The 17280-nt window shown below is 73.2% G+C and carries 16 protein-coding genes; 10 read left to right on the top strand and 6 right to left on the bottom strand.

Features of this window, described 5'->3' with window-relative positions; all coding sequences use genetic code 11:
• Nucleotides 1–28: 28 nt before the first annotated feature.
• Nucleotides 29–1843 carry an AMP-dependent synthetase/ligase gene (locus tag FFT21_RS09915; protein WP_137813500.1) on the bottom strand — a complete coding sequence of 605 codons (1815 nt, stop codon included), beginning with the start codon at nucleotides 1841–1843 and terminating at the stop codon, nucleotides 29–31.
• Between the two features lie 250 nt (nucleotides 1844–2093).
• Here FFT21_RS09915 and FFT21_RS09910 point away from each other — a divergent pair, with 250 nt between their 5' ends.
• The 5 genes from FFT21_RS09910 to FFT21_RS09890 all read left to right on the top strand — a co-directional run bounded on the left by FFT21_RS09910 (nucleotide 2094) and on the right by FFT21_RS09890 (nucleotide 6416).
• Complete coding sequence (locus FFT21_RS09910; RefSeq protein ID WP_137813499.1) at nucleotides 2094–2882, top strand: metallophosphoesterase family protein; 789 nt, start codon at nucleotides 2094–2096, stop codon at nucleotides 2880–2882.
• A gap of 26 nt (nucleotides 2883–2908) precedes the next feature.
• Entirely contained in the window at nucleotides 2909–3349 is a 441-nt protein-coding gene (locus FFT21_RS09905; protein WP_137813498.1) for an SRPBCC family protein, read from the top strand.
• 15 nt (nucleotides 3350–3364) lie between these two features.
• Nucleotides 3365–4612, top strand: a complete 1248-nt coding sequence (locus FFT21_RS09900) for an ArsA family ATPase (protein WP_137813497.1) — start codon at nucleotides 3365–3367, stop codon at nucleotides 4610–4612.
• Between the two features lie 17 nt (nucleotides 4613–4629).
• Nucleotides 4630–5283 carry a hypothetical protein gene (locus tag FFT21_RS09895; protein WP_137813496.1) on the top strand — a complete coding sequence of 218 codons (654 nt, stop codon included), beginning with the start codon at nucleotides 4630–4632 and terminating at the stop codon, nucleotides 5281–5283.
• A 179-nt stretch (nucleotides 5284–5462) separates the two neighbouring features.
• Nucleotides 5463–6416: an ROK family protein gene (locus FFT21_RS09890; protein ID WP_137813495.1), complete on the top strand. Its 954-nt coding sequence runs from the start codon at nucleotides 5463–5465 to the stop codon at nucleotides 6414–6416.
• A gap of 19 nt (nucleotides 6417–6435) precedes the next feature.
• Here FFT21_RS09890 and FFT21_RS09885 read toward each other — a convergent pair whose 3' ends face one another.
• Both FFT21_RS09885 and FFT21_RS09880 read right to left on the bottom strand, forming a co-directional pair.
• The gene (locus FFT21_RS09885; protein WP_137813494.1) at nucleotides 6436–6876 is read right to left on the bottom strand and encodes a hypothetical protein; all 441 of its coding nucleotides are present in this window, start codon (nucleotides 6874–6876) and stop codon (nucleotides 6436–6438) included.
• Nucleotides 6877–6964: 88 nt separating this feature from the next.
• Complete coding sequence (locus FFT21_RS09880; RefSeq protein WP_137813493.1) at nucleotides 6965–7735, bottom strand: alpha/beta hydrolase; 771 nt, start codon at nucleotides 7733–7735, stop codon at nucleotides 6965–6967.
• A gap of 252 nt (nucleotides 7736–7987) precedes the next feature.
• Between FFT21_RS09880 and FFT21_RS09875 the strand changes: the two genes are divergently transcribed.
• From FFT21_RS09875 to FFT21_RS09865, 3 genes are all read left to right on the top strand, one after another.
• Complete coding sequence (locus FFT21_RS09875; RefSeq protein WP_137813601.1) at nucleotides 7988–8734, top strand: lysophospholipid acyltransferase family protein; 747 nt, start codon at nucleotides 7988–7990, stop codon at nucleotides 8732–8734.
• Nucleotides 8735–8805: 71 nt separating this feature from the next.
• The gene (locus tag FFT21_RS09870; RefSeq protein WP_137813492.1) at nucleotides 8806–9312 is read left to right on the top strand and encodes a polyadenylate-specific 3'-exoribonuclease AS; all 507 of its coding nucleotides are present in this window, start codon (nucleotides 8806–8808) and stop codon (nucleotides 9310–9312) included.
• Nucleotides 9313–9455: 143 nt separating this feature from the next.
• Nucleotides 9456–10481 carry a 6-phosphofructokinase gene (locus FFT21_RS09865; RefSeq protein ID WP_137813491.1) on the top strand — a complete coding sequence of 342 codons (1026 nt, stop codon included), beginning with the start codon at nucleotides 9456–9458 and terminating at the stop codon, nucleotides 10479–10481.
• A 149-nt stretch (nucleotides 10482–10630) separates the two neighbouring features.
• Here the strand turns inward: FFT21_RS09865 and FFT21_RS09860 are convergent, their stop codons facing one another.
• On the bottom strand, nucleotides 10631–11719 hold the full coding sequence (locus FFT21_RS09860; RefSeq protein ID WP_137813490.1) for a DUF2891 domain-containing protein: 1089 nt from the start codon (nucleotides 11717–11719) through the stop codon (nucleotides 10631–10633).
• Nucleotides 11720–11868: 149 nt separating this feature from the next.
• Here FFT21_RS09860 and FFT21_RS09855 point away from each other — a divergent pair, with 149 nt between their 5' ends.
• Nucleotides 11869–13257, top strand: coding sequence for a class II 3-deoxy-7-phosphoheptulonate synthase (locus FFT21_RS09855; protein ID WP_137813489.1), 1389 nt, complete (start codon nucleotides 11869–11871; stop codon nucleotides 13255–13257).
• Nucleotides 13258–13298: 41 nt separating this feature from the next.
• Here the strand turns inward: FFT21_RS09855 and FFT21_RS09850 are convergent, their stop codons facing one another.
• On the bottom strand, nucleotides 13299–15230 hold the full coding sequence (locus FFT21_RS09850) for a Stk1 family PASTA domain-containing Ser/Thr kinase (protein WP_225978260.1): 1932 nt from the start codon (nucleotides 15228–15230) through the stop codon (nucleotides 13299–13301).
• Nucleotides 15231–15305: 75 nt separating this feature from the next.
• Here FFT21_RS09850 and FFT21_RS09845 point away from each other — a divergent pair, with 75 nt between their 5' ends.
• On the top strand, nucleotides 15306–15671 hold the full coding sequence (locus FFT21_RS09845) for an Rv2175c family DNA-binding protein (RefSeq protein WP_192909456.1): 366 nt from the start codon (nucleotides 15306–15308) through the stop codon (nucleotides 15669–15671).
• A gap of 60 nt (nucleotides 15672–15731) precedes the next feature.
• Here FFT21_RS09845 and mptB read toward each other — a convergent pair whose 3' ends face one another.
• On the bottom strand, nucleotides 15732–17273 hold the full coding sequence (mptB, locus tag FFT21_RS09840; RefSeq protein ID WP_225978259.1) for a polyprenol phosphomannose-dependent alpha 1,6 mannosyltransferase MptB: 1542 nt from the start codon (nucleotides 17271–17273) through the stop codon (nucleotides 15732–15734).
• Nucleotides 17274–17280: the final 7 nt, after the last annotated feature.

Genomic DNA, 17280 nt, shown 5'->3' with positions numbered 1-17280 from the left:
CGCCGGGTGGGCACGCCGCGGCCGGTGCTCAGGACGCGTAGATCGCGTCGATCTCGTGCGCGTGGTTCTTGGCGACCACGTTGCGCTTCAGCTTCAGGCTCGGCGTGAGCTCGCCGGTGTCCTCGGTGAAGTCCGTCGGCAGGATGCGGAACTTCTTGATCGCCTCGGCGTTGGACACCGCCTTGTTCGCCTCGTCGATCGCCTGCTGGATCTCCGCGCGCAGGTCGGGGTCGTTGACCAGGTGCGCGACCTCGGCGTGCGCGGGCTTGCCGTGCTGCTCCTTCCACGCCGGGAAGAAGTCCGGGTCGATGGTGATCAGCGCGCCGATGAACGGCTGCTTGTCGCCGACCACCATGCACTGGCTGATCAGCGGGTGCGCGCGGAGCCGGTCCTCGAGCACCGCCGGGGCGACGTTCTTGCCGCCCGCGGTGACGATGATCTCCTTCTTCCGTCCGGTGATCCGCAGGAAGCCGTCCGTGTCGAGCTGGCCGAGGTCGCCGGTGTGGAACCAGCCGTCGTCCTCCTTGGCCTCCTTGGTGGCCTGCTCGTTGTTCCAGTACCGATGGAACACCACCGGCCCCCTGATCAGGATCTCGCCGTCCTCGGCGATCCGCACGCTGGTGCCCGCCACCGGCCGGCCCACCGTGCCCACCTTGTAGGCGTCGTAGGTGTTCACCGTGGCCGCGGCGGTGGTCTCGGTCAGCCCGTAGCCCTCCAGCACCGGCAGGCCGATGCCCCGGAAGAAGTGCGCCAGCCGCTCGCCGAGCGGCGCCCCGCCGGACACCGCGGCCTCGCACCGGCCGCCCAGCGCGGCCCGCAGCTTGCCGTACACCAGCTTGTCGAACACCGCGTGCTTGACCCGCAGCGTGATCTTGGCGTTGCCGCTGTCCTGCGCCTTGCTGTACTCGACGGCGGCGGCCTCCGCGGCGTCGAAGATCCGGCCCTTGCCCTCGGAGTGCGCCTTCTGCTTGGCCGTGTTGTAGACCTTCTCGAAGACCCGGGGCACGGCGAGCACGAAGCTCGGCCGGAACGATCCCAGCGCGGCGACCAGGTTCTTCACGTCCGAGGTGTGCCCGAGGGTGGTGCGCGCGTACACGCAGCACACGGTGATCGCCCTGGCCAGCACGTGCGCCATGGGCAGGAACATCAGCATCGACTTGCCCGGCTGCATGAGCTGGGGGAAGCCGTTGATCGCGGCGCGGACCTCGGACAGCAGGTTGCGGTGGGTCAGCTCACAACCCTTGGGCCGGCCGGTGGTGCCCGAGGTGTAGATGATCGTCGCCGTGTCGTCGGCGCGCACGCTGCGGCAGCGGCGGCGCACCTCGGGGTCGGGCACCTGGCGGCCGGCCGCGCCGAGGTGTTCCACCGCGCCCGCGGCCGGATTACCCGCCGGCGCCTCGATCTGCCAGATGTGCCGCACCTGGACCAGCCGGTCCCGCACCGTCTCCACGGTCTGCCGGTGCGCCGCCGTCTCCACGAACAGCGCCCGCGCCCCGGAGTCGGACATGATCCACTCGACCTGCTCGGCGGACGAGGTCTCGTAGATCGGCACCGTGACGCAGCCCGCCGCCCAGATGGCGAAGTCCAGCAGCGTCCACTCGTAGCGTGTCTTGGACATCAGGCCGACCCGGTCCCCGACCTGGAGTCCGGCGGCGATCAGGCCCTTGGCGACCGCGAACACCTGGGCGGCGAAGTCCCGGGTCGTCACGTCCACCCACGTGCCATCGATCTGGCGGCGGAAGCTAACAGCATTGCCAAAGCGTTCCGCGTTCGCCCACACCATGTCGGTGAGGTTCTCATCGGGGGCCACCTTGATGGCGGCGGCACCGCTGAACTCCCGCACGTCAACAACCTCCGCACCGTTGCTTGTTACTGGTGAGGAAACCTAGCGTGCCGCTACGCCAACTGGGTAGGCCCGTAACCGGTTCGCGTTCCTCCTTATGGCAGTGTGCCCTGTCGGCGGGCGGGCTATGCAGCCTGCCGTACGTCTGACCCGCGGTGGGCAAATGCCCGGCCGGCCGGCGCCGATCGGCCGGCCCCGGCCGGGATTCGGCGGCCACGGACCGACCGGCTTTTCCCGTAAGGTCATCCGTGTGCGGGTCCATGTGGTGTCCGACGTGCACGGCAACGCCGATGCCCTGGCACGGGCGGGGGAGGGCGCGGACGCCCTCGTGGTCCTCGGCGACCTGCTCGACTTCGTCGACTACCACGACCACTCCCGGGGCATCCTCGGCGCGATCTTCGGCCCGGACAAGGTGGCCACCTTCGCCGAGCTGCGCCGAAACCGGCAGGGCGCGGAGATCGCCGCGTACGCCCGGTCGCTGTGGGCGAGCCTGGACGACCCGGAGACGGTGATCATCGAGGCGGTCCGCGAGCAGTACGAGAAACTGTTCGCCGCGATGACCGCGCCCACCTACGCCACCCCCGGCAACGTCGACGCGCCCGCGCTGTGGCCGGAGTTCGCCGGCCGCAGGGTGCACATCCTGGACGGCGAGGTCGCCAAGATCGGCGAGCTGCGGTTCGGCTTCGCCGGCGGCGCCCTGCTGCCACCGGGCGCGGTGCCCCGCTCCGGCGGCGGCTGGCGACCGTACCTGCGCACCGAGGAGGACTTCGGGGCCGCGGTGGCCCGTCTGGGCGAGGTGGACGTGGTGTGCACGCACATCCCGCCCGCCGTGCCGGAGTTGACCTACGACGTGGTGGCCCGCCGCCCGGAACGCGGCTCGGCGGCGCTGTTGGACGCCATCGTCCGGCACCGCCCCCGCTGGTCACTGTTCGGTCACGTCCATCAACCCCTGGCCAGGCGCATGCGGGTGGGCAGGACCGAATGCGTGAATGTGGGCCACTTCAAACGCACCGCCCGGCCCTACGTGCTGCGGTGGTGAGAACCCGACCAGGTAGCCTGCCGGACATGGCCGACGAGTCCACGCAGTCCATCGTGATCGAGGCGCCGCCGGAAGAGATCATGGCGGTCATCGCCGACTTCGCGGCGTATCCGGAGTGGACGAACGCGGTCAAGCAGACCGAGGTGCTCTCCTCGGATGCCGACGGCCGCGCCGCGCAGGTCCGGTTCATCTTGGACGCCGGCGTGGTCAAGGACGAGTACGTGCTCGCGTACGACTGGGCCGACGACGGCCTTGCGGTCAGCTGGACGCTGGTCAAGGGACAGATGCAGAAGGCGCAGCAAGGGAGCTATCGCCTGGAGCCGGTGCCGGAGGGCACCAAGGTGACCTACACCCTTGCGGTCAGCCTGGCCATCCCGATGATCGGTATGTTCAAGCGCAAGGCGGAGAAGATGATCATGGATACCGCACTCAAGGAGCTCAAGCGGCGGGTGGAGGCCACCAGGTAGCCGGAGGCGGGACACGTGCGGGTCCTCTTGTTCACGGGGAAGGGCGGCGTCGGCAAGACCACGCTGGCCGCGGCCACCGCGGCCCGACTGGCCGCCGACGGGCGGAAGGCGCTGGTGGTGTCCACCGACCCGGCCCACTCGCTGGCCGATGCGCTGGACACCCCGCTCTCCGCTGCACCGTCCGAAGTGGACGGCGAGCACGTCGCGGGCGGGCTGATGGCGGCCCAGGTTGATGCCAGGAGCCTGGTCGACGGGGCGTGGCACGAGCTGCGCGCGCACCTGCGGACCGTGCTCGCCGGCGCGGGCGTCGGCGAGCTGGACGCCGAGGAGCTGACCGTGCTGCCCGGCGCGGAGGAACTGCTCGCGCTCACCGAGGTGCTCCGGCTGGCCCGGTCGGGGCCGTGGGAGGCGGTGGTTGTGGACTGCGGGCCGACCGCCGAGACGCTGCGCCTGCTCGCCCTGCCCGAGGCTTTCGCCGGCTACCTGGAGCGGCTGTTCCCCACCCACCGCCGGGTGGTGCGCGGCCTGCTCGCCGGGCTCGCCGGCACCGGCACGGTGGAGCGCTGGGACGCGGCGGCCGACGCGCTCGGCCGGCTCGCCGAGCACCTGGGCGCGCTGCGCGCCCTGCTCACCGACTCGGCGACCACCAGCGTGCGGCTGGTGCTCACCCCGGAGCGGGTGGTGGTCGCGGAGACCCGGCGCACCCTCACCGCGCTGGCCCTGCAGGGTGTGCGGGTGGACGGCGTGGTGGCCAACCGGCTGGTGCCATCCGCCGGGTCCGCGCGCGGCGCGACCGCGGCCTGGCTGCGCACCCGCCGGGCCGAGCAGGACGCGGTGCTGGCCGACCTGCGCGGCTCGGCCGGCACGTCCGCGCTGGACGGGCTGCCGGTGCGCACCGTGGAGCACCGGGCGGCCGAGCCGATCGGCGTGCCCGCGCTGCTGGAACTGGCCGCCGAGCTGTACGCGGAGGCGGACCCGCTAGACGACGGCGGCGGCGAGCCGGGCCGGCCACTGCTGTCGGTCTCCGGCGGGGGCCGCGGCCTGGACGCCGAGTACGAGCTGCGCATCGCCCTGCCGCTGAGCGACGACGCCGATCTGGACCTGGCCCGGGTGGACGACGAGCTGGCCATCACGGTGGACGGGCGGCGCCGGCTGGTGGCCTTGCCGTCGGCGCTGCGCCGCTGCGTGGTCATCGGCGCGGAGGTGGACGACGCCGGGCTCGCGGTCCGCCTGCGCCCCGACCCCGAGCTGTGGATGCGGTGAGGCGCATGGGAGACCGGATGAACGCCTCGACGGGCACGTCGGAGGACGGTGCGACCGATGCCGGCCGGCGCCTCGGCGAGGAGTTCCGGCTGCTGCTCGACGCGCTGGCCGAGCGTGCCGAGCCGTGGCTGAACCAGCTCGCCACGCCGCGCCCGGACGCCGCGGGTCAGCGGCCGGGCACCTGCGAATGGTGCCCGGTGTGCGCGGCGATCGCGCTGGTCCGCGGCGAGCACTCGGAGTTGGCCGGGCGTGCCGCCGAGCACCTGCTGGGTCTGCTGGTCCTGGTCAGGGCCGGGCTCGCGGCCCCCACCCACCACGCCGGTCACCACCACGCCGGGTACCACGCCGCCAGCACGGCCGGCCGCGACACCGATGCCTCGCAGCCTGGCGATGACGCGGCGCCCGCTGATGCCACCGGACCGGCCGGTGGCACCGGGCCGGAAGCCGGGCCGAGCGCGCCGCGACCCGGCCCGACCGGGCCGGATGCCGTGCCCACCGAACCGCCGGGCGCGGCGGCACCCGCCCCGGCAGGGCAGTCCGTCCCGGGCGGTGGGTTCGCGCCGTCCGAGGCGGACGGCGAGCGCGTCACCCGGGTGCAGCGGATCACTGTGCGCCGCCGCACCGGCGCCGGCGCGACCAACGGCACCGCCGCGTCGGAGGCCGAGTGCTGACTGCCCGTCTCAGAGCCGGACTGACATGCAATGGCGGACCCGGGAACGCGCCGGGGCGAAGCCCCCGCGATCGTGGCGGCGGGGCGTTCCCTCAAGGACAGCCGCCGGGTACTGGATCATTGCCGCGCCCCGGCGACGCGATCGCGGCGCGCGCTCCGGAACCGACACTGACGATCGGTGTGGACGTCGGCGGAACCAGCGTGCGGGCAGGGGTGGTCGACGAGCGTGGTGCGGTGATCGACACGACCAGGGCGCCGACCCCCGGCGGGGAGCGGGCCCTGGACGACGCGATCACCGGGGCGATCCGGGAACTGGCCGACCGGCATGCGGTGGCCGCCGCCGGACTCGCCGTGGCCGGCTTCGTCACGGCCGACCGGCGCAGCGTGCAGTTCGCCCCGCACCTGGCCTGGCGGCACGTGCCGGTGGCCGACCGGATCTCCCGACGGCTGGGCCTGCCAGTGGTGCTGGAGCACGACGCGAACGCCGCCGCCCTCGCCGAGCACCGGTTCGGCGCGGCCCGGGGTGCCAGGGTCGCGGTGCTGGTGGCCATCGGCACCGGCATCGGCGCCGCACTGCTCATCGACGGCCGGGTGTTCCGCGGCGCGCACGGCGTCGCCCCCGAACTCGGCCATCTTCGGGTGGTGCCGAACGGGCGGCCGTGCCCGTGCGGCAAGCGCGGCTGCTGGGAGCGGTACTGCAGCGGCACCGCGCTCGCCGCCACAGCGATCGAGTTGCTCGCCGAGTACCCGGGCACGTCCACCGTGCTGGCCAGGGAGGCCGCCGGGGATCCCAGGGCGGTGACCGGGCTGCGGGTGGCCGGCGCGGCCAGGGACGGCGACCCGCTGGCCCAGCGGGCCATGGCCGAGCTTGCCCGCTGGCTGGGCGAGGGGCTCGCCGTGGTCGCCGACATCTACGACCCCGAGGTGATCGTGGTCGGCGGCGGGGTGGCCGAGTCGGCGCCGCTGTTCCTGGACGAGGCCAGGGAGCACTACGCGTCGGTGATCACCGGTGCCGGGCACCGGCCGCTCGCCCGGATCCGCACCGCGCAGCTCGGTGACGACTCCGGCATCGTGGGCGCCGCCCAACTCGCCAGGGAGATCGTCAACGAGGTGGCGCCGAACTCCGCCGGCTGAGGCCGGCGCCAGGGCCGGGCTAGAGCTGCGCGCCGTCGTCCGGGCCGGAGTCGGGTGGCGGCCCGGTGCGCATCCGCAGCACCAGCCAGCCGATGCCGCAGGACAGCGAGATCAGCGCCAGCGGAGTGGCCACCCGCGGTGCGATACCGACCGCACCGGGCGCGACCAGCAGCAGCGCCCCGATCGCGAACAGCACCAGCGCCACCACGGCACCCGCCCGCAGCCGCGGGAACGGCGGCGGCTCCGGGGGCACGTAGTGATCGTCGTCGTCGGCGGGTGGCTCCGGCACGGGCATCCCGGTGGGCTCGCCGGCGTCGCGGGCGGCCGGGCGCGACGGCCGCTCCTCGTCCAGCTCGGCCGGTTCCGGCCACCGGCCGCCGAAGTCCCGCTCCAGGCCCGCCACGATCTCGGCGAAGGCCGCGTCGACGTCCTCCGGCCCCTCGGAACCCCGGCTGCTCACGCCGTCTCCCCCGGGAGTTCGCGCGTGACCGCGGTCGCGTCGCCGGGGCGCCGGGTACCACTCCGGCCCGCACATCGGATGCGCCGGCTCATGCGGGCTCACCAGCCCGGTCCCGGTGCACCCGGGTGGCGAACTCGACGCTGTGCGCGAAGATCAGCGGCGCGTCGTTGTCCAGGGTGGCCACGTGGTAGCTGTCCGGAAGCACCACCTCGCGGACGTCCTCGCTGCCCACGCTGTCCAGCACGATCTTCGCATTGATCGGCTCGACCACGTGGTCGACGGCCGAGCGCAGCAACAGCAGCGGCTGGCTGACCCTCGGCAGGTCGGCGCGGACCAGCCGCCATAGCTCGGCCAGGCTCGCCGCGGCCCGCAGCGGCAGCCGGTCGTAGGCCAGCTCGACCATCCCCGGCTTGGCGATGTCCCCGGCGATCCCGGCCACCGAGGGCACCACCTTGGCCAGCAGCGGGAGCACCGCGGCGTCCTTGCGCAGCGTGGTGACGGACGGGTTGACCAGCACCAGGCCGGCGACCGCGGCGCCGTGCTGCTGGGCCAGCCGCAGCGCCAGGGTCCCGCCCATGGACTGTCCGAAGACGAACACCGAGCCGCACCGCCGGCTCAGCTCGGCGAACTCCGCGTCGACGCAGCCGTACCAGTCGGTCCACCCGGTGCCGTTGAGATCCCGCCAGTGGGTCCCGTGCCCGGGCAGCCGGGGACAGCGGACGGTGAATCCCTCGGCGGCGAGGTGCTCGCCCCAGGGCCGCATGCTCTGCGGCGTGCCGGTGAAGCCGTGGCAGAGCAGCACCCCGATGTCCTCGGACCCGTCGTGTGCGAACGGTTCCGCGCCGGCCAGCACGGGCACCCCAGCCCTCCCTCGCACTCGGGCTCGTGTGTGCTGCCATGGTCTCACGCGCGGGGGCGTCCGTGGCACGTGGTTCCCGGCGCTTTTCACCGCCGTTTCACCGCTTGGGAGGTTTTCCGGGCCCGGCGTCGCGGGCGGGTGGTTTCTCACCCTCTTCCCACCCGGGTCGACATTGTGTCCGAGGGTGCACGCTCCGTACCCTTGCCGGCAGAGCGGGAACGTGTACTGGGGTGGAGGGAGGCGCTCGTCGCGGTGCTGTACTGGTTGATGAAGTACGTGCTGCTCGGGCCGTTGCTGAAGCTCCTGTTCCGGCCGAAGGTCGAGGGGTTGGAACACGTTCCCGCGTCCGGCGGGGCGATCCTGGCCAGCAATCACCTCGCGGTCGCCGACTCGTTCTTCCTGCCGCTGATGCTGCCCCGCCGGGTGACCTTCCTGGCCAAGCGGGAGTACTTCACCGGCCGGGGGATCAAGGGCTGGCTGAAGAGGTCGTTCTTCTCCGGCGTCGGCCAGGTGCCGATCGACCGCTCCAGCGCGGCCGCCGCGCAGGCAGCGCTGGACACCGGGGTGCGGTTGCTGCGCGAGGGTCGGCTGCTCGGCATCTACCCGGAGGGCACCCGCTCCCCGGACGGGCGGCTGTACAAGGGCAAGACGGGCGTCGCCCGGATGGCTCTGGAGGCCGGCGTCCCGGTGATCCCGGTCGCCATGTTCGGCACCGACAAGGCCAACCCGATCGGGTCGAAGATCTGGCGCCCGTACCCGATCCGAATCAAGATCGGCAAGCCGCTGGACTTCGCCCGGTACGAAGGCCTGGCGGGCGACCGGTTCGTGGAGCGGTCGATCACCGACGAGATCATGTACGAGCTGATGGAGCTGACCGGGCAGGAGTACGTCGACCTGTACGCGGCCAGGGTCAAGGAGGAGCAGGCCCGGCCGCGGTCGGTCGCCGTCGCGGCGCCCGCGGCCGACATGGACCGGGTTCCGCAGACCAGGGCCGGCTGACCGCCGCGCGGGTGCGGCGCCGGGTCGCACCTGGGTGATGCTCCGGTCGCCAGCCGACCTACGCTGGTTCGGTGCGGTTCTTCTACGACTGCGAGTTCATCGAGGACGGGGTGACGATCGACCTGGTCTCGATCGGCGTCGTCAGCGAGGAGGGCCGCGAGTACTACGCCGTGTCCACGGAGTTCTCCCCGGAACGGGCGGGACCATGGGTGCGCCAGCACGTGCTGTCCAAGCTCCCCGCGCCGAGCGACCGGGCCTGGCGCAGCCGCGCGCGGATCCGCCACGACCTGCTCGAGTTCCTGCGCTCCGACGGTGGGGAGATCGAGTTGTGGGCGTGGTTCGCCGCCTACGACCACGTCGCGCTCGCCCAGCTCTGGGGCGCCATGCCCGACCTGCCCCGGTCGATCCCGCGGTTCACCCACGATCTGCGGCAGCGCTGGGAGGACGTGGGCCGGCCGGCACTGCCGCAGCCCCCGCCGGACGCGCACGACGCTCTCGCCGACGCCAGGCACAACCTGGTCCGCTGGCGGGTGATCGAACGGGAGCGGCAGCGGCTGGGCTACCCGGTGCACCGCTGACCTGCGCGAAGATCGTTACAGCCAGATATGGTCTAGACCAGGGGCGGCTTGCTGCACCGATCCAGTTCGTGACACGCTCTGCATGACAGTGACGCCGGCCACGGGTGCCGGCGAGGTCGACAGGAGACGAGGCGAGCGAGCAGATGCGCATCGGTGTGCTCACCGGGGGCGGCGACTGCCCCGGACTGAACGCGGTGATCCGCGCCGTTGTCCGCAAGGGCATCGAGGTGCACGGCTGGGAGGTGCTCGGGTTCCGCAACGGGTGGCTCGGCCCGCTGGAGGGACTCGCCAAGCCGATCGGCCTGGACGACGTGGAGGACATCCTCGCCCGGGGCGGCACCATCCTCGGGTCCTCCCGGACCAACCCGTACAAGGAGGAGAATGGCCCGGCCAGGATCAAGGCGGTGCTCGCCGAGCACGGGGTGGACGCCCTGGTCGCCATCGGCGGGGAGGACACGCTCGGCGTCGCCCGGCGGCTCACCGATGAGGGCGTCAACGTCGTCGGCGTGCCCAAGACCATCGATAACGACCTCGCGGCCACCGACTACACCTTCGGCTTCGACACCGCGGTGCACATCGCCACCGAGGCGATCGACCGGCTGCGTACCACGGCCGAGTCACACCACCGCGCCCTGGTTGTCGAGGTGATGGGGCGGCACGCGGGCTGGATCGCGCTGCACTCCGGCCTGGCCGGCGGGGCGAACGTGATCCTGGTGCCGGAGAAGCCGTTCGACGTGCGGCGCGTGGTGGAACTGGTGCAGCGCCGGTTCGAGCGGCAGTACGCACCGATCATCGTGGTGGCCGAGGGCGCGATGCCGGCGGACGGCGCCGAGGTGCTGCAGACCGGTGAGAAGGACGCGTTCGGTCACGTGCGGCTCGGCGGCGTGGGGACCTGGCTCGCCGACGAGATCGCGCACCGCACCGGCAAGGAGTCCCGCGCGGTGGTGCTCGGCCACGTCCAGCGCGGTGGCACGCCGACCGCCTACGACCGGGTGCTGGCCACCCGGTTCGGGCTGCACGCGGTGGACGCGGTGCACGAGGGCGACTTCGGCGTGATGGTGGCGCTGCGCGGCACCGACATCGTGCGGGTCAAGCTGGCCGAGGCGACCGCGGAACTGAAGACCGTGCCACTGGCACGCTACGCCGAGGCCGAGGTGTTCTTCGGCTGACGCCACGTCGCCGGCCGGGCCGACGCTCGGGCCGGCGTCCGGTTCCCGGTCGGTGCAGCAGGCCGTGCGGGTGGCGGACCACCTCGCCCGCCGAGGTGGTCCGCCACCCGCCGCCCACCCGTCACGGTCGGCCGGAGGTCAGGCCAAGGTCAGCCGGAGGTCAGTGCGCCGAGGTGCAGGTAGGCCGCGAAGGTGCCCAGCCAGTGCTCCGCGGCGTAGCCGTGGCCGAACACGTACCGCCAGCCGGTTTCCCGGTGCGCCTTCGCGGCGGCCGTGGCCGTGTCCCGGTACGGGTGGTCGGCCGGCAGCGCGTCGGCCAGCCCCTGCCACGCCCAGGCCCGGGACAGGGCCAGCCCGGCCAGGTGCGAGCCGAGGGCGTCGGCGGGATCGTCCACCTCGACCGGCTCCCGCAGCACCGCCCAGCGCGGCGTGTGCAGGTCCGGAAGGAACCGCTCGAACCACACCGGGAACTCGGCCGGGTCGAGCACCCTGCGCATCAGGTCCGCCTCGGTCAGCGCGGGGGAGAGGAAGTCGGCGGCGTCCGGTTCGAACCCGCCGTATCCGGCGTCGGCGGCGTACCAGCGGTGCGCCGCGTCGACGCAGGCGTTGGCCAGTTCGGTGTCGCCGGTGGCGCGGGCCGCGTCGAGGACCAGGCCGGCGGCGAACGCGGTGTTGCCGTGCGTGCCGGTGCGCACCGGCCACCGGGCGGTGGCCAGCCAGCCGATCCAGTGCGCGCGCAGTAGCTCGGCCAGCGGCCGGAGCGCGGCCGCCCACCGCGCGGCGGCAGCGGACCACCCCGACGTGTCCGGGCCCGCGGTACCCGGGCCGGCCGTCGCGGTATCGGTGCCTCCCGACCACCCGCGCAACTCGGCGTCAAGCAGCAGCAGCCACGCCCAGCCGTACGGACGCTCCCAGCGCCGGCCCTGCTCGCCCGTGAAGAAGGCCGCCTCGGTGGCGCAGCCCTCCGGGGTGACCAGCCGGTCCAGCACCTCCCGGGCCTCGGCCGCGCCGGCCAGCCACGGGCGCAGCCGTAACAGGCGTACCGCCAGCCACGTCTGGTGCACGCAGGAATGCCAGTCGTAGGAACCCGCGAAGACCGGGTGCAGCCGCCGCTGCGGGACGAGGTCGTCGTCCGAGTCGATCAGGTGACGCCAGTGCACCGGGTGATCGCGCTGCACGTTGGCCACGGCCGTGGCGAGCAGCCGGTCGGCGTCGGATTCATCCAGAAGGGTGGTCACGGCGCGTCATGATGCCGTTCGCTCCCGTCCGCACGCGCCCCGCGTCCGTGTGGTGACACCGGACATGACGGCGACCCGGCGTGTTCCTCGCCACCGCGGCCACACCGCCTCGACGCCCGCGGACGCCCCCGGCCTATAGGCTTGGCGACGTGAACTGGACCGTGGATGTGCCGGTGGATTCGCTCCCCGAGTTGCCTCCGCTCCCTCCCGCGCTGCGGACCCGTCTGGACGACGCGCTGGCCCGCCCGGCTGCTCAGCAACCGGAGTGGCCAGACCCGGACCAGGTGGTCAAGGTCCGCACGGTGCTGGAGAGCGTGCCGCCGATCACCGTGCCGAGTGAGATTGACCGCCTGCGTGAGCGACTGGCGATGGTCGCCCGGGGCGAGGCGTTTCTGCTGCAGGGCGGGGACTGCGCCGAGACGTTCGCGGACAACACCGAGCCGCACATCCGGGCGAACCTGCGCACGCTGCTGCAGATGGCGGTGGTGCTCACCTACGGGGCGAGCATGCCGGTGGTCAAGGTGGGCCGGATCGCCGGCCAGTACGCCAAGCCGCGGTCGTCGGCCACGGACGCGCTGGGCCTGCCGTCCTACCGGGGGGACATCATCAACTCGCTGGTGGCCACGCCGGAGGCGCGGGTGCCGGACCCCTCGCGGATGATCCGGGCGTACGCCAACTCGGGCGCCACGATGAACCTGCTGCGCGCGCTGACCAGCGCGGGCATGGCGGACCTGAACCGGGTGCACGACTGGAACAAGGACTTCGTGCGCACCTCGCCGGCCGGGGAGCGGTACGAGGCGCTGGCCGGGGAGATCGACCGGGGGCTGCGCTTCATGTCCGCGTGCGGGGTGCAGGACAGCAGCCTGCACACGGTGGAGATCTTCGCCAGCCACGAGGCGCTGCTGCTGGACTACGAGCGGGCGCTGCTGCGGTTGGACACCAACGGTCCCGAGCCGAAGCTGTACGACCTGTCCTCACACTTCCTGTGGATCGGGGAGCGGACCCGCCAGCTGGACGGGGCGCACGTCGCGTTCGCCGAACTGCTGGCCAACCCGATCGGGCTGAAGATCGGTCCGACCACCACCCCGGAGCAGGCGGTGGAGTACGTGGAGCGGCTGGACCCGCACAAGGTTCCCGGCCGGTTGACGCTGATCAGCCGGATGGGCAACGGCAAGGTGCGGGACGTGCTGCCGCCGATCGTGGAGAAGGTCACGGCCTCGGGGCACCAGGTGATCTGGCAGTGCGACCCGATGCACGGCAACACCCACGAGTCGTCCACCGGGTACAAGACCCGGCACTTCGACCGCATCGTGGACGAGGTGCAGGGCTTCTTCGAGGTGCACCGGCGGCTGGGCACCCACCCGGGCGGCATCCACGTGGAGCTGACCGGGGAGGACGTCACCGAGTGCCTGGGCGGTGCCCAGGACATCTCCGACACCGACCTGGCCGGCCGCTACGAGACCGCATGCGACCCGCGGCTGAACACCCAGCAGTCCCTGGAACTGGCCTTCCTGGTCGCGGAGATGCTCCGCTCCTGACCCGCCGGCCGGCCCGGCGCGCCGCCGGGCCGGCCCTGGCGCTACGGGAACGCGGCGAGCAGCACCGTGCTGCCCGGCTGCACCCGGCTGCCGGCGGTCGGCAACTGGGCGAACACCCGGCTGTCCGGCCGGGAGACGAACTGCTGCACCCGCGCGGTCAGCCCGAGTTGCGCCAGGATCTGCTGGGCTTGGGCGACCGGCTGGCCGCTGAGGTTGGGCACGGTCACCGCGTTGGACACCACCACGCCCACCCGCGGGCTGTCGTCGCCGGTGAGGGTGGTACCGGCCGGCGGGTCCGTGCTGACCACCTGGCCGGCGTCGAACTGGGCGGAGAACGTCGCGCCCTTGTCGTAGGGCTGCAACCCAGCGTTGCGCAGCACCTGGAACGCCTGGTCGTGCGGCATGCCGGTGACGTCGGGCACCGGCCGGGGCGCGCGGCCCCTGCTGAGCACCACGGTGACGGTGGCGCCCACGTCCAGGCTGGTGCCCGAGGGCGGGTTCAGTCGAACCACCCGGCCCCGCGGCACGGTGTCGTCGTAGGCGTTCGCGGTGTCGTCCCGCCGCGGTTGCAGCCCGGCCGCGCGGATCGCCTGCTCCGCCTCCTCCGCGGTGACCCCCGGGGCCACCGCGGGCACCACCGGCCGGCCGCTGGACACCAGCACCTGCACCTCGGTGCCGCGCCGCGCCCGGGTGCCCTGGTCCGGCCTGGTGGCGATCACCCTGCCGGCCGGTACGTGGTTGTCCGCCTGCCGGGTGAGGTGCGGGGTGAGCTGCGCGTTCTGCAGCGCGCGCTCCGCCGCGGTCTGGTCCATGCCGGCCACCGGGGGCACCGTCGTCCAGCGCGTGCTGCCCAGCCACCACGCCGTGGTGGCCAGCACACCGGCGAGCGCCAGCACCACCACCGTCCACAGCCGGACGGTGCGCCGGCCGCGCCTGCGCTCGCCTGGGTAGCCGTCCACCGGCCGCGGTGCCGGTTCCCGCGTGTCCAGGCCCACCAACTCCGACCGGGCCAGCGCGCGGGTGCCCCGCGGCCCACCCTCCGGTGCGTCGCCGAGCGGGGCGAGCCGCACGGTGGCCGGTTCCCGCCCCGGCGCGGGCACCGGCACCGCTTCGACACCCAGGGCCTCGCGCACCCGGCCCAGTTCGGCGAGGAACGCCTCCGCGTCGGCCAGCCGCGCCGAGGGGTCCCGCGCGGTGGCCCGGCGGACCAGTTCGTCCAGTTCGGCGGGCAGCCACGGGTTGACCGAACTCGGTGCCGGCACGTCGGAGTTGACGTGCTGGTAGGCCACGGAGATGGGGGTGTCCGCGGTGAACGGGGGCGCCCCGGTCAGCATCTCGTAGAGGACGATCCCGGCCGCGTAGACGTCGCTGCGGGCGTCCGAGGCGCCGGTGGCCACCTGCTCCGGGGCCAGGTAGGCGACCGTGCCGAGGATCATGCTGTTGCTCGTGGTCCCGGCGCTGGCCACCGCCCGGACCAGGCCGAAGTCGGCGACCTTGACCTCGCCGCCCCGGCCGACCAGCACGTTCTCCGGTTTGATGTCGCGGTGCACCAGCCCGGCGCGGTGCGCCGCGGCGAGCGCGGAGAGCACCCGTTCCAGCACACTCAGTGCGATCGGCACGGGCAGCGCGCCGCCGCACTCGGTCAGCAGGTCGCGCAGGGTGCCGCCGTCGAGCAACTCCATCACCAGGAACATGTGGTCCTCGCCGGAGGAGCTGTCCACGCCCTGGTCGTAGACGTCCACCACGGCGGGGTGCTGCAGCCGCGCGGCGGCCCTGGCCTCGCGGACGAAGCGGTCCACGAAGGCGCGGTCCGCGGAGAACCGCGGATCCATCACCTTGATCGCCACCGGCCGGTCCAGCCGGGTGTCCATGCCGCGGTAGACCGTGGACATTCCACCGCGGGCGAGCAGCTCGTCCACGCGGTAGCGCTGTTCGAGCCGTCGCCCGATCAGTCCTCCACTCTGGGTGTCCACGACCGTGGATCGTACGGGCGGCATGACCCGTCTGGGTCAGGGCGTCTCGGCCGCCGATGTGGCATCGTGGCGGGCGTGAGTGCAATTCCTGCTGCCGAGGATGTGCTCGACCGGGAGCTGGACGTGCTGAGCCTGCCCGATGTGGCGCGGGCGCTCGGTCTGCCGCTCACCCGGGTGCATCAGATGTTGCGGGACGGGCAGTTGCTCGCGGTGCGCCGCGACGGCGTGCTCGTGGTTCCGGCCCTCTTCCTCAACGGGGAGGGCGTGGTCAAGGGCCTGGCGGGCACCATCACGGTGCTCAGGGACTCCGGGTTCAACGTCGACGAGATGATCCGCTGGCTGTTCACCGCGGACGACTCGTTGCCGGGCACGCCGATCGAGGCGTTGCGCGGCAACCGTGGTCGCGAGGTGAAGCGGCGCGCGCAGGCGCTCGCGTTCTGAAGCGTCTGCGTTCCCGGACGGGCCCGGACGCGGCGTGACGGGCCCGGGGAGCCATGTGTGCTACGGGGCCAGTTCGATGACCCGCGGCCGGTCCCGCTCGGCCGGCGTGCGCCGCGAAAGCCGCAACGGGTCCGGGCTGATCAGCGAGGCGGCGGCGAGCACGGAGGCCGCCAGGGTCACCGCCAGGTAACCCCACGAGTACAGCGCGGTGTCCCCGGTGGGGAAGGTCACCAGCAGCATCCACACCGAGCCGAGCGTGCCGAGCACCAGAGCCGACCCGGTCCAGGGCAGCGCCGCGCCGATCACCAGCGGCCAGCTGAAGTACCAGGGCAGCGTGGCCGGCGAGAGCAGGCCCACGGCGAGCAGCGCGATCGCCGCGCGGCGCACCGCCTCCGGACCGCCCTGGCGTGCCGCCCACCACTGCCGGACCAGCACCACGGCGAGCAGCAGCGAGCCGAGCGTCCTGGTGATCCTGAGGAACCACCGGTCGCTGACGTGCACCAGCAGGTTGACCAGGGTGTGCAGCAACTGGCCCACCGCCGTCGGCAGGGACAGCCAGTTCACGATCGCCGAGGACGTCTTCAGCGCGGGCAGCCAGCCCAGGTTCAGACCGGAGACCAGGGTGCACAGCGCGAATACGCCCACCACGACGGCCAGACCGGCGGCGGTCGCCCTGGCGAACCGGGCCGGCGCCGAGCCGGGCAGCCGGGCTGCCCACACCCACACCAGGAACGGCAGCGCGACCCCGGCCGTCGCCTTGATCGCCACCGCGACGGTGACCAGCACGATGCCCACGAGGTGCCGGCGGTCCAGCACCAGCAGCACGCCCGCGGCGAGCAGGCCGACCATCAGCAGGTCGTTGTGCGCGCCGCCGACCAGGTGCACCAGCAGCAGCGGGTTGGCCGCGGCCAGCCACAGCGCGCTCGGCGCGCTGCCGCCGAGATGCCTGGCCAGCCCGGGAAGTGACCAGCACAGCAGCCCCAGGCCGATCGCCATGGCCAGCCGCAGCAGCACCACGCCGGTGATGAGGTTGTCCCCGGTCACCGCGACCACACCCTTGGCGATCAGCACGAAGAGCGGCCCGTAGGGCGCCGGGGTGGTCTGCCAGATGGGGCTGACGTTCTCGCTGAGCGGCCCCGGCAGCGCGGAGGGCCCGACCCGGTACGGGTCCAGGCCGTGCAACGCCAGGTTGCCCTGCGCGAGATAGCTGTAGATGTCCCGGCTGAACAGCGGCGGCGCCAGCAGCAGCGGCAGCGTCCACACGCCGATCGCGAGCAGCATGCCGCGCGTGCCGACCGTTCCGGCGCGCACGTCGCGGCCCAGCCGGACCCACCCCCACACCACCAGGGTGAGGCCGCCGTAGAGCACGGCGGTGGCCAGGTCCTTGCCGTGACCGAAGCGCACCCAGGTGAGTGGGCTGTCGGCCAGCAGCGGGTCGTGCACCAGCGTGCCGCCGGCACCGACCCCACCCACGGTGAGTAGCGCCATGCCCCCGAGCCCAAGCAGCAGGGTGCGCAGCGGGACGCCGGCGCGGAGGGCGGCGAGGCGCCGCGGCGCGGTGGCCGGCGCCGCTGGCGACGCCAGGCTGGGTGTGGTCTGCACCGTCCGG

Origin of the sequence: Gandjariella thermophila (genome assembly GCF_005405885.1) — a bacterium.
Taxonomy (GTDB): Bacteria; Actinomycetota; Actinomycetes; order Mycobacteriales; family Pseudonocardiaceae; genus Gandjariella; species Gandjariella thermophila.
The sequence above is the reverse complement of the archived record's forward strand: the minus strand, read 5'-3'. Positions and strand labels throughout refer to the sequence as shown.